The sequence below is a fragment of the Salinicola salarius genome, from assembly GCF_003206135.1.
GTDB lineage: Bacteria > Pseudomonadota > Gammaproteobacteria > Pseudomonadales > Halomonadaceae > Salinicola > Salinicola salarius.
Genome location: NZ_PZJT01000003.1, coordinates 276,482 through 298,673, shown reverse-complemented (window position 1 = coordinate 298,673; position 22,192 = coordinate 276,482). Strand labels below are relative to the sequence as shown.

Sequence of the window (22,192 nt, the reverse complement as noted above, 5' to 3'; positions counted from 1 at the left end):
CATCCGCTCGTGAATCATCCGCTCAGGACTTCGGCTGACAGTTGCCGTCGTCGTCGAACTCGTTGATTAACGTCGGTTATGGTCGGGTTAGCCACCTCAGCGCAGGATGAGGGTCCAAGCTGGTTAATGTCGACTGGTGGATCGATGTTCAGGGAGGCTGAACATGACGCAGGCCGCAGTTCATGGAAAGAACAGCCGGACGGCCGCGAGAATCTCGGGTGATTCCCGTTGCGTTTCGCCGGTATCGAGTCAAGTCTCGCGAATAGCGGGGAGCGGGTCACTGTCGAATGGGGCATTGTCGCGGCCACTTCCCGCTCCGCCCAGGCGCAATCGGCGCGTGCTGTTCGTGACCACCGAAATTGCCGATTTCATCAAGGCTGGCGGGCTGGGAGATGTATCTGCCGCCTTGCCTCGTGCGCTGAAACCCCAGTACGACGTGCGCATTCTGATGCCGGGCTATCGGCAATTGCTGTCGGCCGGACGACAGATCGTGCGTTTGGTCAGTCTGCCCGCCAGCCATGACTTGCCTGCCTGCGAGATCGGCCGTCTTATCTGCGAGGATGGCCTGGTCGTTTATGTCGTGCTGTGTCCTGAACTCTATGATCGGGTCGGTAACGCCTACGGGGACGAACTGGGGGTAGGCTGGGCCGACAACGATATCCGCTTTGCGCGATTGGCAATGGCGGCCGCCGAGATCGTCAATGATCCGACCCTGCTCGATTGGCAGGTGGAGCTCCTGCATCTCAACGACTGGGCGACCGGATTGACGGCGGGTTATGTCCGCTGGCTCGGCAAGCGTTACGTACCCTCGATCTATACCATCCACAATCTCGCCTATCAGGGCATCTTTTCCGCCGAACGGCTCCCGGCGCTCGGTATCCCGGCATCCGCGTTTCATATCGATGGGGTGGAGTTTCACGGCCAGCTCTCCTTCATGAAGGCGGGACTCTCCTACGCTTCCCATGTGACGACCGTCAGCAGCAATTACGCTGACGAGATCACCACGGCTCCCCTCGGCTGCGGGCTGGAGGGCTTGCTCAAGAAACGTGCGCTGGAAGGGCGGCTCAGCGGTCTGCTCAACGGCATCGATGACCATTGGGATCCGCGCACGGACCCTCACCTGGCGCCCAACTTCGGCATCAACGACTGGCATGGCAAGCGTGCCAATACGCAGCGCGTGCGCCGGATGTTCGGTCTGGATCCGAGCAGTGGCCCACTGTTTGCGGTGGTTTCCCGGCTGGTGGCGCAGAAAGGGCTCGATCTGACCATTCAGGTCGCCGACGCCATCGTGCGAGCCGGCGGGCAACTGGTGGTGATCGGGCGCGGCGAGTACGCCATCGAGCAGGCGCTGGTCGAGATGGCCGCGCTCTATCCCGGCCAGGTCGGGGTCAATATCGGCTTCGACGAGGGCGAGGCGCGGCAGATCTATGCCGGCAGCGACTTCCTGCTGATGCCGTCACGTTTCGAGCCCTGTGGCCTGAGCCAGCTTTACGCGCAACGCTTCGGTTCGTTGCCGATCGCGCATCGCACCGGCGGCCTGGCGGATACGATCCAGGATGGCATCAATGGCCTGCTGTTCGACGACATGAGCCTGGAAACCTATCGCGCCACCGTGCTGCGTGCGTTCGACCTGTTCCGTGCGACCGATCTGTTCTACGCCATGCGGCGAGCGGCGATGGCGGGGCGCCTGCATTGGCGCCAGGCCGTGATTCCCTATCGGCGACTCTATGCCGACCTGTTGACGGAGGCGATAGTGCGAACCGAAGACGTCGTGACAAGCCCATGATGACTACTGCCGACAATCGCACGCCCGGCAAGATGTCGCCTTCATGGCCACGGAGCTTCAAGCTTCAGCGCAGGAACCTGGCCGAAGCGGCCTGGACGCTGGCATTGTCTTCGTCTTTCTCCACGGTCTCGTCGGGTGGCAGCGCGAGCCAGGCGACGTGGCCCTGGGACGACGGCGACTGGATGCGGGCCAGGGTCGGACGCCACGGTGGCGATATGCCGCTGGCGCTCTACCGCCTCGACGCCTCGGACTGGTATGTCTCTCGATTCCCGCCGCCCCTGAACTGGAACCATCTGGCGCAGGAGCTGGTGCCTTACGTCGCCGATCTGGGGTTTACCCATGTCGTGCTCGACGAGGCGCTCATCGCCCAGCCCGAAGCCGTGGTCTGCCAGTTCGTCGAAACCTGCCATGTCGCCGGCGTAGGTGTCATGGTCCGGTATCCGGCAGCCTCGCCAACGCCTGAATCCGCGTTTCTCGCCTGGTGCCAACGCTGTCATATCGACGGCTTCGAGGAAGTCGATGGAACTTCCCGTGCCAGCGGCTGCCACCTGTTCCAGAGCGAGACCACCGAGCTGTTGCTGACATTGCATCGGCGGCCACGCTGGCAGGTCGCGAGCGCTCACTATCTGGCGCTCGCCCCGGCCGAGCGCTCCCGCTGGCATGCCGATTGGATCGAGGCATTGACGCCACACGAAACCGATCGGGGGCTGCTGGAACAGATGCCGGATGAGGCATCGACGTTCGGTCAGTGGCGACAGTCCATTCATGGCGACGACTGGCAGCGTTTCGCAGCGTATCGAGCCAGCCTGGCATTGATGTGGGCGCTGCCCGGCGACAAGCAGGTGGCCATGGGCGTCGAACTGGGTCAGGCATTGTCCGAGCCTCGGGAAGCCGCCATGCACTGGCCGCTACTGTTCGAAAGCCGTCACGCGGGCATATTGCGCATGATGGCCGATCTCAACCGGCTTTACGTCAACGAGCCGGCAATGCAGATCCGCCACGACGGTCAGCTCGGTTTCGAATGGCTGGTCGACGACGATAGCGATAACTGCGTGATCGTTTTCGCCCGGCACACCGAAAGCGGCCATGCCAGCATGATCTGCCTCTGCAACTTCCAGGCCTCCGTCCACTACCACTACCGGTTGGGTGTTCCCAGCGCCGGCTGGTGGCGGGAAATCTTCAACAGCGACAGCGTCTTCTACGGCGGTAGCAATGTAGGCAATAGTCGCGGCGCGACGACGAAGCCGATTCCTAGCCATGGTCACGCCCAGTCGTTGACCGTGACGGTACCGCCGATGGCCGCGCTGTTCCTGCGTCACGAAAACTGGATCGAGGAAACCCCATGAGCGCGTCTTCCGGTTCCAGCGACTCGAGTATGGCCGCCACGTCATCCGATGCCACATCATCTGGTTCCACATCATCTGGTTCCACGTCATCTGGTGCCACGTCATCCGAGGTCATGGAAATGAATGAGGCGGCCTGGACGCCGTTCTACGGCGCATCACTGACCGCCGAGGGGCGCGTTCGCTTTCGCCTGTGGGCACCCAGCGCGCAGCGGGTGGATCTGGAGTGCGAAGGCATGGCGCCGCAGCCGATGAACCCGATGGCGGAGGGAGATTTCGAACTCGAGCTCGACTGCCCGCCGCAGGCCGCCTATCGCTATCGCGTGTTCGTCGAGGGTGACGATGACGGCATGCCCGTGCCCGACCCCGCCTCGAAAGCGCTACGCGGTGGCGTCGACGGGCTGACCTGCGTGGTCGACCCGAATCGCTACACATGGCGCCACGATGAATGGACAGGCCGGCCATGGGAAGAGACGGTCATCTATGAGGTTCATCTGGGTGCCAGCGGCGGAATCGACGGATTGCGCCGACGGCTACCCGAACTGGTGGAACTGGGCGTGACCGCCATCGAACTGATGCCGCTCGCCGAATGTCCGGGGGAGCGCAACTGGGGGTACGACGGCGTCCAGCCCTACGCCGTGGCGGCCTATTACGGTACGCCGGAGGCGCTCAAGGCGCTGATCGACGATGTCCACGGGCACGGGCTGATGATCTTTCTCGATGTGGTCTACAACCACTTCGGCCCGGATGGCAATTTCCTGGCGCACTACGCCAAGGCGTTCTTTCGCGATGACCTGCAGACGCCCTGGGGCGATGCCATCGATTTCCGTCGTCCGCAAGTGCGCCGCTTCTTCATCGATAACGCCCTGATGTGGCTGCTCGAATATCGTTTCGACGGGCTGCGGTTCGATGCCGTCCACGCCATCAGCGAGCGGGATTTTCTGGTCGAGCTGGGGCAGACCTTGCGCGAGCGGGTCGGTTCGACTCGTCACTGCCACCTGATGCTGGAAAACGAGCATAACCAGGCCAGCCTGCTGGACCCGACGCTGTTCGACGCGCAGTGGGCCGACGACTGGCACAACACGATGCATGTCCTATTGACCGGCGAGCGCGAGGGGTACTACGCCGACTTCGCCGAGCACACCACGGAAAAGCTGGCGACCGCGCTGGGCGAAGGATTCATCTATCAGGGCCAGCCTTCACGCAAGGGCGAGGCGCGCGGCGAGCCCAGCGGGCATCTGCCGCCGACGTCGTTCATCGACTTTCTGCAGAATCACGACCAGATCGGCAACCGCGCACTGGGGGAGCGTCTATCCCGGCTGGCCGAGCCGGACGCGCTCGATGCGGCAACGCTGATGCTGCTGCTCTCTCCCGCCATTCCGCTGCTGTTCATGGGCGACGAGTGGGGCTCGACACAACCCTTTCTGTTCTTTACCGACCATCGCGACGCCCTGGCGGATGCGGTACGGGAAGGCCGTCGCCGCGAATTCGCCGAGTTCGGCGCTTTCGAGGACCCGGCGCAGCGCGAGCGCATTCCCGATCCCAATGCCCTGGCCACGTTCGAAGCGTCCCGTCTCGATGAGGCGAGCACGCCGGCACAGCATCGTTACCAGACGCGTTTTCGCCACTGGCTGGAGTTACGCCATCGCCACATCGTTCCCGGGCTGAAAGGATGCAGCACCGCCGGGTCGCGCGTGCTCGGCGACAAGGCCGTCCAGGGACAGTGGCGGCTAGGCAACGGCCAGGTACTGACCGTTGCCATCAACCTCGCCTCGCAGCCGGTATCCGTGACCCCGCCGGGGAAACCGCTGACCTGTTCGCGAGACGGGGTAGTCGATCTCGTCGAAGGCGGCCAGTTGCCGGCACTGACGAGCGTCGTCTGGCTCCAGCCAATGGATGGCATTTCAGGAGAACCAATCGCATGAGTACTGCCCAGGAACCCGGTCCCGACGCAGGCGCCCAACTGCGCCAACTGGCAGAGTCGGTTGGTTTGCTGTGCGAATGGGACGGCAGCGACAACCAGCCCCAGACGCTGTCCGAAGATCGCCAGCGCACGATGCTGGCCCGCCTTGGCTGGCCGGCGGGTGACGCTGAGGAGGTCGCCGCCAGCCTGGCCCGTTGGCAGGCGCGACGATGGCCCGCCGCGTTCGAGCACCTGCCGCCGATGCTGATCGCCGATCAGGGCCAGCTCACCCAGGTGCCCGTCGCCGACAGCGGCGGGTGCGCCTTCGCCATCCGGCTCGAAAGCGGCGAGACGATGGACGGCCATCTCGACGATAACGGCTGTCTGCCCGCGATTCAGGAGACGGGCTATCACCATCTCTGTTTCCTGACGGAGCGGGGCGACGACAGCGTGTCCCGGATTCTGGCGGTGGCGCCGCCGCGCTGCTTTACCCTGGACGATATCGCCCGGGAGCATCGTCATGCCCAACCGAGCTACTGGGGCGTAGCGGTCCAACTCTACGGGCTGCGGCGCGAGGGCGATGCCGGTATCGGCGACCTGCAGGCGCTGGACGACCTCTGCGCGGTGGTGGCGCGCGCCGGTGCCGATGCGGTTGCCATCAGCCCGCTGCATGCGTCGTTTGCCGCGCATCCCGAACGATTCAGCCCCTACTCGCCCTCCAGCCGGCTGTTCTACAACGTCTGGCACGCCTCGCCGGAGTGTGTCTTCGATGCGGAGACCCTGGCGCGGGCGCAGGCGCCTTTCAGCGAGGCGATGGCGCAGCAGGCCGGTCTCGAGTTGATCGACTGGCCGACCAGCGCGCGCCTCAAACTGTCGATGCTGGAACGGCTGTTCCTGCACGTGCAGCGTGACGAGAGCGCGCTCGCCTGGCGCTCGCAACTGGTCGCCTTCCGTCGCGATGGCGGCGGAAGCCTCGAACGTCACTGTCTTTTCGAAGTGCTTCAGGCGCATGCCGAGCATGCCGACTGGCGACAGTGGCCCGAGGCATGGCGGGATCCCCGCGGGGCAGCGGTGGAAGCGTTCGCCGAACAGCACCGGGAAGCGATCACGTTTGCCGTCTTCCTGCAGTGGCTGGTGGCGGCCGGGCTCGATCGCGTGCAGAACAACGCGCGTCAGGCTGGAATGGCGGTCGGCCTGATCGCCGATCTGGCCGTGGGCGCCGATCCCACCGGTAGCCAGGCCTGGAGCGATCCGGAAGAGCTGTTTCCGGGGCTCAGCGTGGGCTCGCCGCCGGACGACTTCAATGCGCACGGCCAGAACTGGGGCGTGGCAGCGTTCTCCCCCCAGGGGCTGGTCGATTCCGGCTATCGAGGATTCCTGGCCATGCTGCGAGCCAGTCTGGCCCATGCCGGCGGTTTGCGGATCGACCATATTCTGGGGCTTTCGCGGCTATGGCTGGTTCCGGAGGGAGAAACGGCCCAGCAGGGGGCCTATCTGCGCTACCCGCTGGACGATCTGCTGCGACTGGTATCGCTGGAGTCCTGGCGGCATCGGGCCATCGTCATCGGCGAGGATCTGGGGACCGTCGAAGCGGGGCTGCGGGATCGGCTGGCGGCGCGGGGCGTGCTGGGCATGAGCGTGATGTGGTTCGAGCGAGAGGGCGAGGCGTTCCTGCCGGCCGAGGCGTGGCGCCAGACCACCATGGCTACCACCAGCACCCACGATCTGCCCACGGTGGCAGGCTGGTGGCTGGAAAATGATCTGCGCTGGCGGAACCGGCTGGGGCTACTGAAAGCGGGCGAGGATCCCGCCGAACTCAGCGAGCAGCGGCGTCAGGATCGACGCCGCCTGGTCAGCGCCTGCGAACTCGACGGTATCGCCAGCGATGACGGTATCGCCAGCGATAGCGTGGATGTCGAAGATGTCATCGATGCCGTACTGGTGCATGTGGCAAAGACCTCGACGCCGCTGGCACTGTTTCCGCTGGAAGATCTGCTGGGATTGAAAGAGCAGGCCAACCTGCCCGGGACCTTCGACGAGCATCCCAACTGGCGACGACGGCTACCGGTACCCGCGCCCCAGGCGTTGAAGGATCCGGTGGTGCAGCAGCGCCTGTCACGCATCGATGGCATACGCCGGGGGCGCCGAACATGAGACCGCTTCGCGCCACTGTCAGGTTGCAGCTGCATGCCGACTTCACCTTCGACGATGCCCTTCGGCAGGTCGACTACTACGCTGCGCTGGGCATCAGCCACTTCTATCTTTCGCCCTTTCTTGCCTCGCGAGCCGAATCGGCCCATGGGTATGACGGTATCGACCCGACCCGGGTGGACTCGGAGCTGGGTGGCGAGGCAGGGCTGGCCCGGCTGGTCGAAGCGCTGCACGCGGCGGACATGGGCATCCTGGCCGACATCGTGCCCAATCATCTGGCGGTGGGCTCCGAAAATCCCTGGTGGCAGGACGTGCTGGCGCATGGCCGTACCAGTGAGTACGCCCGATTCTTCGACATCGACTGGGAACAGTCCGGCGCCGACGGCAAGCTGTTGTTGCCGTTTCTCGGCGACCGTTACACGCAGGTATTGGAAAACGGTGAGCTGACGCTGGAATGGGACGCGCAAAGAGCGGCCTTTTTCGTCGCCTACCATGAGCACCGGTTTCCGCTGGACCCGGCCCATACCGCTGCGCTATTGGCATCGGCCGACGCCGATGCTGATCGAGACGGCCCGACACCCGAACGATTCCGGTCACCGGAAACCAGCCACCCAGAGCGCGGAGCGGACGATCCGCTCATCGCGGCCACCCTCGCCCGTCATGACCCCGCAACCGAGGAGGGCAGGGCGCGACTGCACGCGCTGCTGGAGCGTCAGGCCTATCGGCTGGCCTATTGGCGCACCGCCAACGACGCGCTCAACTGGCGTCGATTCTTCGATATCACCGAACTGGTCGGCGTGCGGGTCGAGGACGAGAGCGTTTTCGATCTGTCTCATGCCTACATGCTCTCGCTGGTCGAACGCGGCTGGATCGACGGGCTGCGCATCGATCATATCGATGGCCTGGCCGATCCCCGCGGTTACGCACTGCGCCTGCGCGCGCGTCTCGAAGCGATCGCTGGACGCCGTCGCGCCCTCAATGGCGAACGCTACGAGGATCGACGCCCCATCTATGTAGAAAAGATCCTGGGTCACGACGAGCGTCTGCATACGGATTGGGACGTGGATGGCACCACGGGGTACGAATTTCTCGATCTGGTTTCCGGCATCCAGCACGATCCGGCAGGACGCGAGCCGCTGACTCGCCTGTGGCGAGAGGTCAGCGGACGTACGGACGATTTCGCTGCCGAGGTGCAGACAGCTCGTCGGGAAATGCTCGACGGCGCCCTGACCGCCGAGTTCGAAAGATGCATTCGGACGGTCGACGCTCTGGCCCGGCTCAGACCCGAGACACGGGAGTTCACGTCGCCGGCGATCCGCCGTGTGCTGGGAGCACTCGCGGTCGGCTATCCCGTCTATCGCAGCTACGCCGATCAGGATGGTCGGCCCGATGCCGACGCCGAAGACTTCGACCATGCCATGCAGGTGGCCCGATCGCAGCTGTCGGCAGCCGATGCGGCCTGGCTCCCGCTGCTCGATGACTGGCTGGGAGGCGAAGCGCCCGGCGCTTTCGACGAACCCGAGCGTACGCTGCGCCTGAAAGCGGTGACCGGTTTTCAGCAGCTGACATCGCCGCTGGCGGCGAAGGCGGTCGAGGACACCGCGGGTTATCGCTCGGCGGTGTTGCTGTCCCGCAACGACGTCGGCTGCGAAGGGGCGCATTTTGCCTATGCACCGAAACGTCTGCACGAGGCGAACCGGGAGCGCCTGGCGAGCTTTCCCCGTACGTTGCTGACCACCGCGACGCATGATCACAAGCGTGGCGAAGACGTCCGCGCCCGGCTGGCGGCGATGAGCGAAATGAGCGACGTGCTGGTACCGAGGATGCGGGCCTGGGCAGGCGACCAGCGCCTCTACGATAGCGGCGAGACGCCCAGCGGCGGGGATCGCCTGATGATGCTCCAGCTGTTGCTGGCGGCCTGGCCCCTGGAACTGAAGCTGGAGCCTGACGCCGAGTTCGCCGACCGGAACCGCCAGGCGCTGAACGACTTCGCCGACCGAATCGTCGCCTGGCAGCAGAAGGCGATGCGCGAGGCCAAGCTCGCGAGCCACTGGCTGGCACCCGACGAAACCTATGAGCAGGCGGGCGAAGATGCCGTGCGCTGTGCGCTGAGCGGTGGCGATCTGACGCGGGAACTGGCCGAGGCGGCAGCGCTGCTGGACCTGCCCGGGGCGATCAACGGCCTGGCGCAGACGGTGTTGCGGCTGTGTTCGCCGGGCATACCGGATCTCTACCAGGGCACCGAGTTCTGGGACCAGTCGCTGGTCGATCCCGACAACCGCCGCCCGGTGGACATGGCTGCGCGCCGTGAGGCATTGGGGAGCGCCGAGATGCCGGACTCGGCCTGGAAGCATTGGCGGGACGGTATCGTCAAGCAGGCGGTCGTGCAGCGGCTGCTGAATCTGAGGCGGGAGCATCCGCGCCTCTTCAGCGAAGGAGAGTACCTGCCATTGGAGGCCGGCGGCGCCTACGCGGATTACGTCATTGCCTTCGCCCGCCGGACGCCGACCCTGACTCTGATAGTCGTCGTGCCGCGCCTGTCGAGGGTGCTGTCGCCGTCATCGGCGCAACGGGAGCTGCGGTGGTCGGATACGGCGCTGTCTCTCGAGACGCTGGGACTGACAGGGAGCGGAGACCCCTGGCTGACGTCGGCACCGGTAGCGTCGTCGTCCGAGTTGTCGCTACATCAACATTTGTCGGATTTCCCTTGCGGAGCTTGGGTATGGACATCCTGAACCCGCTACTTTGAAAGTGAGGCGTCGGTCCAGCCGGCGCCGGTCTTGCATGAATTTGGCGGGGCAGGGATGACCCCGCCACGCAACGAAAAGAGAAAGGAGGGCGTCATGATGACCAGTCGCGAACAACGTGTACGGATGCTGGCTTATCGCATTTGGGAGTCGGAAGGCCGCCCTGAGGATCAGGAAGCGCGCCATTGGGAAATGGCCGAGCGAATCGTCGAGGCCGAAAACGCGCGCGAGGAAGAGCACGAATGGCGTACCGCGTCCGATGAACCTTCCCTGTTGGAAGGTGAGGAGCCGCCGGCCGAGCCCGAAGAACTCGGCATCGACGAAATGCGGCTGCCACTGGACGATCCGGAAACGGAAGCCCGCAAGGAAGAGGACACGGGTGTCGAGGTGACGACGCAGCCGGGACGCGCCAAGTCTGCCTCGCGGAGCAAGGCGGCGAGCGGCGGAGCGGGAAGCGATAAACCGGCCCCACGCAAGCGTGCCACGAAAGCCTCGAGCGCCGAGAGCGACAAGGTCAAGCCAGCACCCAAACCACGGAAGCCCCGTGGCAAGAGTGAATGATTTCTCGTCTGGAACACAGGCGGCAAGGTCGATTTGGCTCATTGGGAGAGCAGGACATGAGTGACATGGGATTGGGCCGTGAAGCGGCAATGGGTCATATCGTCCAGGAAGCGAGCTTGTCGCGCTCGCGGATTCGAGAAGGCTTGCCCTATCCGTTGGGGGCAACCTGGGATGGGCTCGGGGTCAATTTTGCACTGTTTTCGGCGAATGCGACGCGAGTCGAACTTTGCCTGTTCGATGAAACCGGAAAGGAAGAAGTGGAGCGGGTCGTTTTGCCGGAGTATACCGACGAGGTCTGGCACGGTTATCTGCCGGACGCTCACCCCGGCCAACTCTATGGTTATCGGGTTCATGGTCCCTATGATCCGGAAGCGGGGCATCGTTTCAATCCCAACAAGCTGCTGATCGACCCCTATGCCAAGCAGCTGGTGGGTGAGCTGGTCTGGGACGATGCACTCTATGGCTACACCATCGGCCATGAGGACGGCGATCTCAGCTTCGACGAGCGTGACAGCGCCCCGTTCATGCCCCGCTGCCGGGTCATCGATCCAGCCTTTACCTGGGGGCGCTCCGGCGAAATCCGCGTGCCGTGGAGCGATACCGTCATCTACGAGACGCACGTGCGCGGCTACACCATGCGTCACCCGGATGTGCCGGAAGCACTGCGCGGCACGTTTTCCGGCCTCGCCGTGCCCAAGGTGATCGATTATCTCAGCGATCTTGGCATCTCCTCGCTGGAGCTGATGCCGATCCACGCCTTCGCCGATGATCGTCATCTGCAGGAAAAGGGACTGCACAACTACTGGGGCTATAACACGCTCGCATTCTTCGCCCCCCATCCGAACTACATGGCCAGCGAGTCGATCAGCGAGTTCAAGCAGATGGTGGCGCGTTTTCACGCTGCGGGTATCGAAGTCCTGCTCGACGTGGTCTACAACCACACGGCGGAAGGCAACGAGATGGGGCCGACGTTATCCTTCAGAGGAATCGACAATGCCTCCTATTACCGCCTGATGCCGGAAGAGCCGCGCTTCTATATCAACGATACCGGTACCGGCAATACGCTGAATCTGTCGCATCCGCGGATTCTGCAGATGGTCAACGACTCCCTGCGCTACTGGGCGGACGAGATGCGTGTCGACGGTTTCCGTTTCGATCTGGCGACGATCCTGGGACGCGAGGCCGAAGGTTTCGACGAAGGCGGCGGCTTCCTCGATTCCTGCCGACAGGATCCGCTGCTGTCGCAGTGCAAGCTGATCGCCGAACCCTGGGACTGCGGGCCCGGCGGTTACCAGGTCGGCAAGTTCCCGCCCGGATGGGCGGAGTGGAACGACCGGTTCCGCGATGACATGCGCGGGTTCTGGCGCGGTGACGAAGGCAAGCTGCCGGCCTTCGCCAATCGTCTGACGGCCTCGGCCGACCTGTTCAATCACAGAGGGCGCAAGGCCTTTTCGTCGATCAACTTCGTTACTGCCCACGACGGTTTCACGCTGCGGGATCTGGTCAGCTACAACGACAAGCATAACGAGGCCAACGGCGAGGACAATCAGGACGGTCACGACGACAACGTCTCCTGGAATCACGGGGCCGAGGGAGAGACCGACGATCCCCAGATCCGGGAGTTACGCATGCGTCAGATGCGTAACCTGCTGGCGACGCTGATGCTTTCACAAGGCACGCCGATGCTGTTGGCCGGCGATGAATTCGGCCGTACGCAAGGCGGCAATAACAATGCCTATTGCCAGGATGGCGAGATCGGCTGGATCGATTGGGATCTTTCCGACGAAGGCCGCGAACTGCTGGCTTTCACCCGCTATGTGATTCGTCTGCGTCGCCAATACCCGATTCTGGAGCGCGGGCGCTTCATGACCGGCGAGCTGAACGAGAATCTGGGCATCAAGGATGTCACCTGGCTCACGCCGGCAGCTGAAGAGATGGGCGTGGAGCATTGGCACGATGGAGAAGTCAAGGCGATTGGGGTGGTCCTCAATGGTCACGCGCAGCCCACTGGTATCTGTCGTTATGGCTCCGACGTAACGGTTTTTCTTGCGCTCAATGCCGGAGATCAGGATATCGACTTCGTACTGCCGGACGTGCCTGGTGGTAGCGAATGGCGCAGACGTGTCGAGACCTTCGATCCGGGCGCTGCCAACGTACGTTGCCCGATGCAGAGCGATTATCAAGTCAAGGCCCGAAGTCTTTCGCTTTTCGAACTCATCGAAGCGGAGGCTCCGTATTGCTGATCATCTGGAGCCTGCGAGGCAGCAGGTTGCCTGTGGCTGACAGTGGCTCTCGCACATCATGGATAGATGATGCTTTTCACTCCGGCGCCTGTCATGACAGGGCTTTGCGACAGGGCCGGATCATTCGTCCACGAGAGCAGTAATGAAAGCAGTGATATAGCGCGACATTGCCGTCCGGGACGGCAATGCCGGAACAGCAACTCCACCCCAAGGATGGAAGGAGGCGCCAATGGTTACGCGCTCATCGCCGTATCAGACGCCGGATGCGTCATCATCGTCGGGAGACGAAAGCGCCCACGCGGCAGCGCATTCACCGCGTATCGCCATCGAGGCCGTGCAGCCCTCGCTGGAACAAGGGCGTTTCGCAGCCAAGGCGATCGCCGGTCGACCCGTGACCGTCTCCGCGGTGATCTTCGCCGACGGTCACGATGTGCTGGCCGCTGCCGTGAACTGGTGCGATGACCAGGGCCAGCACCGCCGCGAACCGATGCACCTCATGCGTCCGCTGGGCAAGGATCTCTGGGAAGCGGCGTTCACCCCCACGCGGGTCGGTCGGCATACCTTCGTGATCGAGGCGTGGTGGGATGTGTTCGGCACCTACCGCGACGAGCTGTTCAAGAAGCATCAGGCCGGCGTTCCGGTCGGGCTCGAACTCGAGGAAGGGCGGCGTCTGCTGGTGGCCGCTGCCGAGCGGATGGAAGGCGAGGCGCGCGAAGCACTGGAAAACATTCATGAACGTTTCCAGGCCTGTGACAGCGACGGCGAGCGGGTCGGCATCATGCTCGACACGCGGACCGCCCAGTGGATGCATGCCGCCGATGCCCGGCCGCACCTGACGCGCAGCAACTCGGTCTACCCGCTCGAGGTGGAACGCCGGGGGGCCCAGTTCGCCAGCTGGTACGAGCTGTTCCCGCGTTCGGAAACCGACGACCCCAACCGTCACGGTACTTTCGGCGATGTCCACAAGCGCTTGCCGATGATTCGCGACATGGGCTTCGACGTGCTCTATTTCCCGCCCATACATCCGGTGGGCCGCGCCCACCGCAAGGGCCGCAACAACACCCTCCAGGCCGGCCCGGACGATCCCGGCAGCCCCTATGCCATCGGAAGCCAGGAGGGCGGCCACGAGGCGATCCATCCCGAACTCGGCACGCGCGAGGATTTTCGCGCCCTGGTCCAGGCCGCTGCCGAGCACGGCCTGGAGATCGCGCTGGATTTCGCTATCCAGTGCTCGCCGGATCACCCCTGGCTCCAGGAGCATCCCGGCTGGTTCTCGTGGCGGCCGGATGGCTCGATCCGTTACGCCGAGAATCCGCCCAAGAAATACCAGGACATCGTCAACGTCGACTTTTATGCCGAGGACGCGGTGCCCTCGCTGTGGTTGGCACTGCGCGACGTGGTGCAGGGCTGGGTGGACGAAGGGGTGAAGATCTTCCGCGTCGATAACCCCCACACCAAGCCGCTGCCGTTCTGGGAGTGGCTGATCGCCGACATCCGCGCGCGCGACCCGGGGGTGCTGTTCCTCGCCGAGGCGTTCACGCGGCCGGCGATGATGAAGCGCCTGGGCAAGATCGGCTTCAACATGAGCTACACCTACTTCACCTGGCGCAATACCAAGGCCGAACTGACCGACTACCTGACCGAGCTCAACGAATCGCCGATGCGCGAGTGCTACCGGCCCAACTTCTTCGTCAACACGCCGGACATCAACCCCTACTTCCTGCAGTCTTCCGGCCGTCCCGGGTTTCTGATCCGCGCCGCACTGGCCACCATGGGCTCCGGGCTGTGGGGCATGTATTCCGGCTTCGAGCTGTGCGAGGGCGAGCCGGTGCCGGGCAAGGAGGAGTATCTCGATTCGGAGAAGTACCAGATCAAGCCGCGCGACTATACCGCGCCCGGCAACATCAGCTACGAGATCGCCCAGCTCAATCGTATTCGCCGCGAGAATCCGGCGCTGCAGACCCATCTCGGGGTTGCCTTCTATCCGGCATACAACGAGCGCCTGCTCTACTTCGGCAAGCGCACCGACGATCTGGGCAATTTCGTTCTGGTGATGATCAATCTCGATCCGTTCGAAGCCCAGGAAGGGGCCTTCGAGCTGCCGCTGTGGGAGTTCGCGCTTCCCGACGATGCGGCCCTGCACGTGGAAGACTTGATGTCCGGTCATCGCTGGACATGGCAGGGCAAGTGGCAGTCGATGCGGCTGGAACCATGGCACTTGCCATTCGCCATCTGGCGCATCCACCCGGTGCGCTGATCAGCCAAGGAGGAAGGCACCATGATGGATGCCAGCAGCGAGTCGCACGCCGTCGAGACCATCGATTTTCTCGAGGATCCGCTATGGTACAAGGACGCCGTCATCTACCAGGTACACGTCAAGTCGTTCTTCGATGCCAACGATGACGGAATCGGCGACTTCCAGGGGCTGATCGACAAGCTGGACTACATCGTCAGCCTGGGCGTGAACGCTATCTGGATCCTGCCGTTCTACCCATCGCCGCGCCGCGATGACGGCTATGACATTGCCGAGTACACCGGCGTCAGCCCCGACTACGGCACGCTCGAGGATGCCCAGCGTTTCATCGAACAGGCGCACAAGCGCGGCCTGCGAGTGATCACCGAACTGGTCATCAACCACACCTCGGATCAGCACGAGTGGTTCCAGCGCGCCCGCCGCGCGCCGCCGGGCTCGCCGGAGCGCGACTTCTACGTGTGGTCGGACAGCGATCAGAAATATCCCGGCACGCGGATCATCTTTCTCGATACCGAATCGTCCAACTGGACCTGGGACCCGGTGGCGGGTGCCTACTTCTGGCACCGTTTCTATTCCCATCAGCCGGATTTGAACTTCGACAATCCGCAGGTGCTCGACGAAGTGCTCAAGGTGATGGCGTACTGGCTGGACATGGGAGTCGACGGCCTGCGCCTGGATGCGATTCCCTATCTGGTCGAGCGCGAAGGCACCAACAACGAGAACCTGCCCGAGACGCACGAGGTGCTCAAGAAGATCCGGGCGGTGATCGACGAGCGCTACCCCGATCGCATGCTGCTGGCCGAGGCCAACCAGTGGCCCGAGGACACGCGGCCCTACTTTGGCGGCAACGAGAGCGGCGAGGGCGACGAATGTCACATGGCGTTCCATTTCCCGCTGATGCCGCGCATGTACATGGCATTGGCCCAGGAGGATCGCTTTCCGATCACCGACATCCTGCGTCAGACGCCGGAGATCCCCCCCAATTGTCAGTGGGCGATCTTCCTGCGCAACCATGACGAGCTGACCCTCGAGATGGTCACCGACAAGGAGCGCGACTATCTCTGGAACCACTACGCCGCCGATCGCCGCGCGCGCATCAACTTAGGCATCCGCCGGCGCCTGGCGCCGCTGCTCGAACGCGATCGCCGACGGATCGAACTGCTCAACAGCCTGCTGCTGTCGATGCCGGGCACGCCGGTACTCTATTACGGCGACGAGATCGGCATGGGCGACAACATCTATCTGGGCGATCGCGATGGCGTGCGCACGCCGATGCAGTGGTCGATGGATCGCAATGGCGGCTTCTCGCGGGCCGATCCGGCCAAGCTGGTGCTACCGTCGGTCATGGATCCGTTGTACGGCTTCCAGGCGGTCAACGTCGAAGCCCAGACCCGCGATCCGCACTCGCTGCTCAACAGCATGCGACGCCTGCTGGCGGTGCGCAGTCAGCATCGTGTATTCAGCCGCGGCACCATGCAGCCGCTCTATCCGGCCAACCGGCATATCCTCGCCTACCTGCGCGAGCTGGTGCTCGACAATGGCGAGAGCGAAGTGTTGTTGTGCGTCGCCAACGTGGCACGCAACGCTCAGGCGGTGGAGCTCGACCTGTCGTCATTTGCCGGCCAGGTGCCGGTGGAGATGGTCGGTGGCAGCGCCTTCCCGCCGATCGGCAAGCTGTCGTATCTGCTGACATTGCCGCCCTACGGCTTCTACTGGTTCCTGCTGGCGCCCGAGACGGCGATGCCCGCCTGGCACGTGCCGGCGCCCGAGGCGATGCCGGATTACGTCACGCTGATCGTCAAGCGTCATCTGGAAGAGATCCTCGACGCCCCGTCGCGCGGCATGCTCGAGCACGAAGCGCTGCCCAAGTACCTGCCCAAGCGGCGCTGGTTTGCCGCCAAGCAGTCGCGGATCGACCGGGTACACATCCTTTATGCCGTGCGCATCGAGGATACTCGGCACTCCATGCTGCTAAGCGAGATCGAGGTTCAGCACTCGCAGGGTAGCGATCGCTATCTGCTGCCGCTGGGCTTTCTCGGCGAGGACGATCGCAGCGGTGCCGTGGCTCAGCAGCTCGCCTTGGCGCGGGTGCGTCGCGGGCGCGATGTCGGCCTGTTGACCGATGCGCTCGGGCTGGATGCCTTCGCGCTGCGCATTCTCGACCTGCTGCGTAGCGGGGCGAGCCTGCCTTGCGCCGACGGCGAGATCCGCTTCGTGCCGACGCCGGCGCTTGACGAGCTGGAACTGCCCGAGGATGTCGATGTCGCCCACAACAACGTCGAGCAGTCCAACAGCTCGGTGATCATCGGCCACCAGGTGGTACTCAAGCTGTTCCGGCGTCTGGAGCCCGGCGTGCATCCCGAGGCCGAGTTCGGTCGCTACCTGAGCGAACAGGGTTTCGAGAACGTGCCGCCATTGTATGGCGAGGTGGCGCGCCGCAACGCCGCTGGCGAAGCCCAGACCCTGATGCTGGTGCAGGGCTTCATCGCCAACCAGGGCGATGCTTGGTCATGGACACGCAACGCGCTCGAACGGGCGATTCGAGAGGCGGGCGAGGAGAGCGAGTCCAGTACCGAAGAGAGTGGCTACAGTGCCTTCGACGAACTCGAGGGATTCGCCACGACCCTGGGCCAGCGCCTGGGCGAGCTGCATCGGGTGCTGGCGTCGCCGAGCGATAACCCCGACTTCGCACCGGAACTGGCTGATAAAACGCATGTGACCGCCTGGACGCAGCGAGTCCGCGAGCAGATCGAGAAAGCGCTCGACCTGCTGGCGCGCCACAAGGGCAATGCCAGTGAAGCCGACCAGGCACTGGCCGACCGGGTGCTGGCCGAGCGCGATGCGCTGATGTCCGCCGTCGAGCCGCTGGCGCAGCGCGCCAGGGGGAGTCTGCTCACGCGTATCCATGGCGATCTGCACCTCGGTCAGGTGCTGGTGGCCCACGACGATGCCTACATCATCGACTTCGAAGGTGAACCCGCCCGCTCGCTGGAAGAACGACGCGCCAAGGACTGCCCTTTGCGCGACGTCGCCGGCATGCTGCGCTCCTTCGACTATGCTGGCGCCAAGATGGACGAAGCCGCTGTCGGCAAGTCGAGCGACGAGAGTGTCAGCGAGGTGACTCATGATGTCGCCGAGCGCTACCTGATTGCCAGTCGTCGTGCCTTCCTTGAGGCCTATTGGCAGAGTACCGCCGATATCGCCCACCGCTGGACTTCCCCGGAAGGCGCTGATGCCGCACTGGAACTGTTCGTGCTGGAAAAGACGGTCTACGAGATCGCCTACGAAGCTGCCAATCGCCCCGCCTGGCTGGGCGTGCCGCTGCGCGGCCTGGCAGCCATCGTCGACCAATTGTCCACGAGCGAACAACTGTCCAAGAGAGAGTCACAATGACCGATCTGAACGTCACTACCGTCAAGGACGACGCCCTCTGGTTGTCCGCCGATGATGCCGAGGCGCTGGTTCGGGGTAGCCACGGCAACCCGTTTTCCGTGCTCGGCGTGCATGCCTGTGGCGAGGAGAGTGAGGAAACCTGTCTGCTGCGGGTCTACCTGCCCGGTGCGTTGGGTGTGGATGTGCTCGACCGTGATACCGGCGAGCGTCGTTGCAGCCTGACGGGCATCCAGAAGCCCGGGCTGTTTGCCGGCAGGTTGCCGCATGTTGCGCCGTATAAACTGCGCATCCGCTGGCCAGGCGGCGAGCAGGAAACCGAGGATCCCTACTCGTTCGACCTGCTGCTCGGCGAGATGGATCTTTACCTGATTGGCGAGGGCAATCACCGTAACCTGGGGCACTGCCTGGGCGCCCAGTCGATGGAAATCGATGGCGTGTCCGGGGTGCGCTTCGCCGTCTGGGCGCCCAATGCTCGGCGTGTCTCGGTGGTGGGCAACTTCAATGGCTGGGACGGCCGGCGGCATGTGATGCGCCTGCGTCATCCCGCCGGGGTCTGGGAGCTGTTCATACCCCGCCTGGGGCCGGGCGAAGCCTACAAATACGAGATTCTCGATGCCCACGGCACCCTCGCGCTCAAGGCCGACCCGGTGGCGCTGGCCACCGAGACGCCGCCGCACACCTCATCGGTGGTCGCCGATACCACGCCGTTCACCTGGCACGATGCCGAGTGGATCGCCCATCGCGGCGATCATCAGGCGCCCGACCGGCCGATCTCCGTCTATGAAGTGCATGCCGCCTCGTGGCGCAAGCATGGCGGGCACGACGGCGTCACCTATAGCTGGCGCGACCTGACCGAACACCTGATCCCCTACGTGCTCGGGATGGGGTTCACCCACGTCGAATTGCTGCCGATCATGGAACATCCCTTCGGCGGCTCCTGGGGCTACCAGCCACTAAGCCAGTTCGCGCCCAGCGGGCGTTTTGGCAAGCCCGAGGACTTCGCCTACTTCGTGGATGCCTGCCACCAGGCTGGCCTTGGGGTGATCCTCGACTGGGTGCCGGCGCACTTTCCTACCGACCCGCATGGTCTGGCGCGCTTCGATGGCACGGCACTCTACGAGTACGAGCATCCTTTCGAGGGCTTCCACCAGGACTGGAACACCTACATCTACAACCTGGGACGGCGCGAGGTGCACGGCTTCATGCTGGCCTCGGCGCTGTACTGGCTGCGCCATTTCCACATCGATGCGCTTCGCGTCGATGCCGTGGCCTCGATGCTGTATCGCAACTACTCGCGCAACGAGGGCGAGTGGATTCCCAATCAATACGGCGGCCAGGAGAATCTCGAGGCGATCGAATTCCTGCGCCATTTGAACGACGTGGTCGCGGAGGAGGTGCCTGGCGCGGTGGTGATCGCCGAGGAATCCACCGCCTGGCCGGGCGTGACCCAGCCAACCCGTGATGGCGGCCTGGGCTTTGCCTACAAATGGAACATGGGCTGGATGCACGACACCCTGGAGTACATCGCCAAGGATCCGGTCTATCGCTCGTATGCCCATCACGAACTGACCTTTCCGATGGTCTACGCGTTCTCCGAAAAGTACGTGCTGCCGATCTCGCATGACGAGGTGGTGCACGGCAAGGGGTCGCTGATCAACAAGATGCCGGGCGACGAATGGCAGCGGTTCGCCAACCTGCGCGCCTACCTGTCGATCATGTGGACCCAGCCCGGCAAGAAGCTCTTGTTCATGGGCTGCGAGTTCGGTCAGTGGCGCGAATGGAATCACGACCGCGAGCTCGACTGGTCGCTGCTCGGCGAGTCTCACCATGCCGGCATCCAGCGCCTGATCGGCGATCTCAACCGGCTCTATCAGGAGAAGACGCCGCTGCATCAGCGCGACACCGAGCCGGAGGGCTTCGCCTGGGTGGTGGGCGACGACAGCACCAACAGCGTATTCGCCTGGCTGCGCTGGAACCTGATCGGCGAGCCGCTGCTGGTGGTGGCCAACATGACCCCGGTGCCGCGCCACGATTATCGGCTCGGCGTGCCGGTCATGGGCGCCTGGGAGGAGATATTCAATAGCGACGCGCAGTGCTATGGCGGATCCAACCTGGGCAACATGGGGCAGATCCAGGCCCTCGATGCGCCGCTGCACGGGCAGACGGCCAGTATTTCGCTGACGCTACCGCCGCTGGGGGTGGTGTTACTCGTGCCCGGCGCGTCGGGCGAGTAACGCCCGGGTTACGCCGTTGGTCCAGGCAAAGCCGTCCTGCAGCGGATATTCGCCGCCGGTAGCGAAATCCGCGCCCGGGTAGAGCACGTACTTTTCGACCAGCTTGTGTTCGCGGCGATAGAGATCCTCGACCAGGGCCAGCCAGCGGTCGGCGATGTCGTCGGCGAGTTCGGTGAATCCGTAGCGCCGCAGCCCTTCGGTCGCCATCCACTGTAGCGGTGCCCAGCCGTTGGGATGGTCCCACTGCTGGTGACTATCGGTGATCTCCGTGGTGGCGAGTCCGCCTGGCGCCATGAGGCGGTTGGCGACGATATTGGCAACCCGCTCTGCCTGTGCTTCGGAGGCTGCGCCGACGAACAGCGGGACGACGCAGGCGGCCGTCAGGTGAACGCTACTGCGGCCGCGCGTGAAATCGTAGTCATAGTAGGCGCCTCGCGAATCGCTCCATAGATACTCATCCATGGCGGCCCGCCGGCGAAGGGCTCGACGTCGAAAGTTTCCCGCCTTGCGATGGTCGCCAACGATGGCATGGAGACGTTCCAGTGTCTGCTCGAGGTGAAACAGCAGGGCATTGAGCTCCGGCGTAACGAAGTGAGTCGTGCGGATCGAGCCGAGATTCTGCACGTCGTCCAGCCAGCGACCGCTGAAGTCCCAACCAGTTTCCGCGCCGGCGCGGAGATTGCGATAGAGCTGCTCCGCTGGGCGATCCGAGCCTTGGGCCAACTCGTAGTCCTCGCGGTAAGACTCCTCCCGCGGCGTGGCGCGGTCGTCCCAGTGGCGATTCAGCCAGGCCGCCTCGTCTAGACGGACGCAGCGTCGGTGAGATTCTCCGGGCGACAGCCTCTCTTCGCCATTCATCCAGAAGGCATACTCCCGCTCCAGTTGAGGCAAGTAGTCGACGGCGTTCCGCAAGCCCTGACGTTCGGTCAGCTCGACCATCATCGAGAACAGCGGCGGCTGGGAGCGGCTCAGGTAGTAACTGCGGTTGCCGTTGGGCATGTGGCCGTAGCGCGAGATCAGGTCGGCACAGTTATCGGTGACGGCGCACATCAGGTGATTTTCACCGCTGGCAGCCAAGCCCAGCATGGTGAAGTAGGAATCCCAGTAGTAGTACTCGCGGAAGCGTCCACCGGGGACGACATAGTCATGGCACAGTTCGAGCAGCGACGACCAGCGCGGGTGCTGGCGGGAATTGCGGGTGAGGATGGGCCAGAGACTATCGATATGCGTGACCAGGTCGTGCTCGGGGCGGGACTCGTAGCCCTTGCCGGGGAGCATGTCACTGTAGAAATGATCGGCCACGAAGGCTCTCAGATCGAATCCTGGCCGGTTTCGCTGCTGCTCGTAGGCCTCCATGATCTGCGCGGGTGGCAGCTGCGGGATGCAGTCGGCAAACGTCTTGGAATCATGAAAGATATGGGCAAGAGCGACCGCTTCGAACAACTCCCCGTAACGGTCATAAGGCGTGACCGCCGCTTCGTCTATGGATTCAGCGTCTTCGAACTTCACCTGAATACTGTCGAGCATGCCTTTTCCTGTGTGACGAACACATTGTCGGTGGCGAAAATATTATCTCT

At 63.8% G+C, this 22,192-nt stretch carries 11 protein-coding genes; 10 read left to right on the top strand and 1 reads right to left on the bottom strand.

Annotation, left to right across the window (positions count from 1 at the left end):
• Positions 1-295: 295 nt before the first annotated feature.
• The 10 genes from glgA to glgB all read left to right on the top strand — a co-directional run bounded on the left by glgA (position 296) and on the right by glgB (position 20,615).
• Positions 296-1,786 carry a glycogen synthase GlgA gene (glgA, locus tag DOM32_RS04590; RefSeq protein ID WP_244179806.1) on the top strand — a complete coding sequence of 497 codons (1,491 nt, stop codon included), beginning with the start codon at positions 296-298 and terminating at the stop codon, positions 1,784-1,786.
• A complete protein-coding gene (locus DOM32_RS04585) occupies positions 1,783-3,132 on the top strand; it encodes an alpha amylase C-terminal domain-containing protein (RefSeq protein WP_110631663.1) in 1,350 nt (449 codons plus the stop codon). Before glgA ends, DOM32_RS04585 begins: the two co-directional genes overlap by 4 nt.
• Positions 3,129-5,054: a malto-oligosyltrehalose trehalohydrolase gene (gene treZ, locus DOM32_RS04580; RefSeq protein ID WP_244179805.1), complete on the top strand. Its 1,926-nt coding sequence runs from the start codon at positions 3,129-3,131 to the stop codon at positions 5,052-5,054. Before DOM32_RS04585 ends, treZ begins: the two co-directional genes overlap by 4 nt.
• Entirely contained in the window at positions 5,051-7,186 is a 2,136-nt protein-coding gene (malQ, locus tag DOM32_RS04575; RefSeq protein WP_110631657.1) for a 4-alpha-glucanotransferase, read from the top strand. Before treZ ends, malQ begins: the two co-directional genes overlap by 4 nt.
• The gene (treY, locus tag DOM32_RS04570) at positions 7,183-9,918 is read left to right on the top strand and encodes a malto-oligosyltrehalose synthase (RefSeq protein WP_110631654.1); all 2,736 of its coding nucleotides are present in this window, start codon (positions 7,183-7,185) and stop codon (positions 9,916-9,918) included. Before malQ ends, treY begins: the two co-directional genes overlap by 4 nt.
• A gap of 108 nt (positions 9,919-10,026) precedes the next feature.
• Positions 10,027-10,491, top strand: coding sequence for a DUF2934 domain-containing protein (locus DOM32_RS04565; protein ID WP_071230546.1), 465 nt, complete (start codon positions 10,027-10,029; stop codon positions 10,489-10,491).
• Between the two features lie 56 nt (positions 10,492-10,547).
• A complete protein-coding gene (gene glgX / locus DOM32_RS04560; RefSeq protein WP_208625305.1) occupies positions 10,548-12,734 on the top strand; it encodes a glycogen debranching protein GlgX in 2,187 nt (728 codons plus the stop codon).
• 229 nt (positions 12,735-12,963) lie between these two features.
• Complete coding sequence (locus DOM32_RS04555; protein ID WP_083387204.1) at positions 12,964-14,991, top strand: alpha-1,4-glucan--maltose-1-phosphate maltosyltransferase; 2,028 nt, start codon at positions 12,964-12,966, stop codon at positions 14,989-14,991.
• A gap of 21 nt (positions 14,992-15,012) precedes the next feature.
• Positions 15,013-18,381: a maltose alpha-D-glucosyltransferase gene (gene treS / locus DOM32_RS04550; RefSeq protein ID WP_071230548.1), complete on the top strand. Its 3,369-nt coding sequence runs from the start codon at positions 15,013-15,015 to the stop codon at positions 18,379-18,381.
• On the top strand, positions 18,378-20,615 hold the full coding sequence (glgB, locus tag DOM32_RS04545) for a 1,4-alpha-glucan branching protein GlgB (RefSeq protein ID WP_071230549.1): 2,238 nt from the start codon (positions 18,378-18,380) through the stop codon (positions 20,613-20,615). Before treS ends, glgB begins: the two co-directional genes overlap by 4 nt.
• Here the strand turns inward: glgB and treF are convergent.
• Positions 20,586-22,142 carry an alpha,alpha-trehalase TreF gene (gene treF, locus DOM32_RS04540; protein WP_071230550.1) on the bottom strand — a complete coding sequence of 519 codons (1,557 nt, stop codon included), beginning with the start codon at positions 22,140-22,142 and terminating at the stop codon, positions 20,586-20,588. The genes glgB and treF overlap by 30 nt on opposite strands.
• Between the last annotated feature and the right edge of the window lie 50 nt (positions 22,143-22,192).

Excerpts from the sequence above, each read along its gene's own strand:
- treS (WP_071230548.1), top strand. The coding sequence starts at position 15,013 with ATGATGGATGCCAGCAGCGAGTCGCACGCCGTCGAGACCATCGATTTT.
- treY (WP_110631654.1), top strand. The coding sequence starts at position 7,183 with ATGAGACCGCTTCGCGCCACTGTCAGGTTGCAGCTGCATGCCGACTTC.
- glgX (WP_208625305.1), top strand. The coding sequence starts at position 10,548 with ATGAGTGACATGGGATTGGGCCGTGAAGCGGCAATGGGTCATATCGTC.
- treZ (WP_244179805.1), top strand. The coding sequence starts at position 3,129 with ATGAGCGCGTCTTCCGGTTCCAGCGACTCGAGTATGGCCGCCACGTCA.
- DOM32_RS04565 (WP_071230546.1), top strand. The coding sequence starts at position 10,027 with ATGATGACCAGTCGCGAACAACGTGTACGGATGCTGGCTTATCGCATT.
- DOM32_RS04555 (WP_083387204.1), top strand. The coding sequence starts at position 12,964 with ATGGTTACGCGCTCATCGCCGTATCAGACGCCGGATGCGTCATCATCG.
- treF (WP_071230550.1), bottom strand. The coding sequence starts at position 22,142 with ATGCTCGACAGTATTCAGGTGAAGTTCGAAGACGCTGAATCCATAGAC.
- DOM32_RS04585 (WP_110631663.1), top strand. The coding sequence starts at position 1,783 with ATGATGACTACTGCCGACAATCGCACGCCCGGCAAGATGTCGCCTTCA.
- glgB (WP_071230549.1), top strand. The coding sequence starts at position 18,378 with ATGACCGATCTGAACGTCACTACCGTCAAGGACGACGCCCTCTGGTTG.
- malQ (WP_110631657.1), top strand. The coding sequence starts at position 5,051 with ATGAGTACTGCCCAGGAACCCGGTCCCGACGCAGGCGCCCAACTGCGC.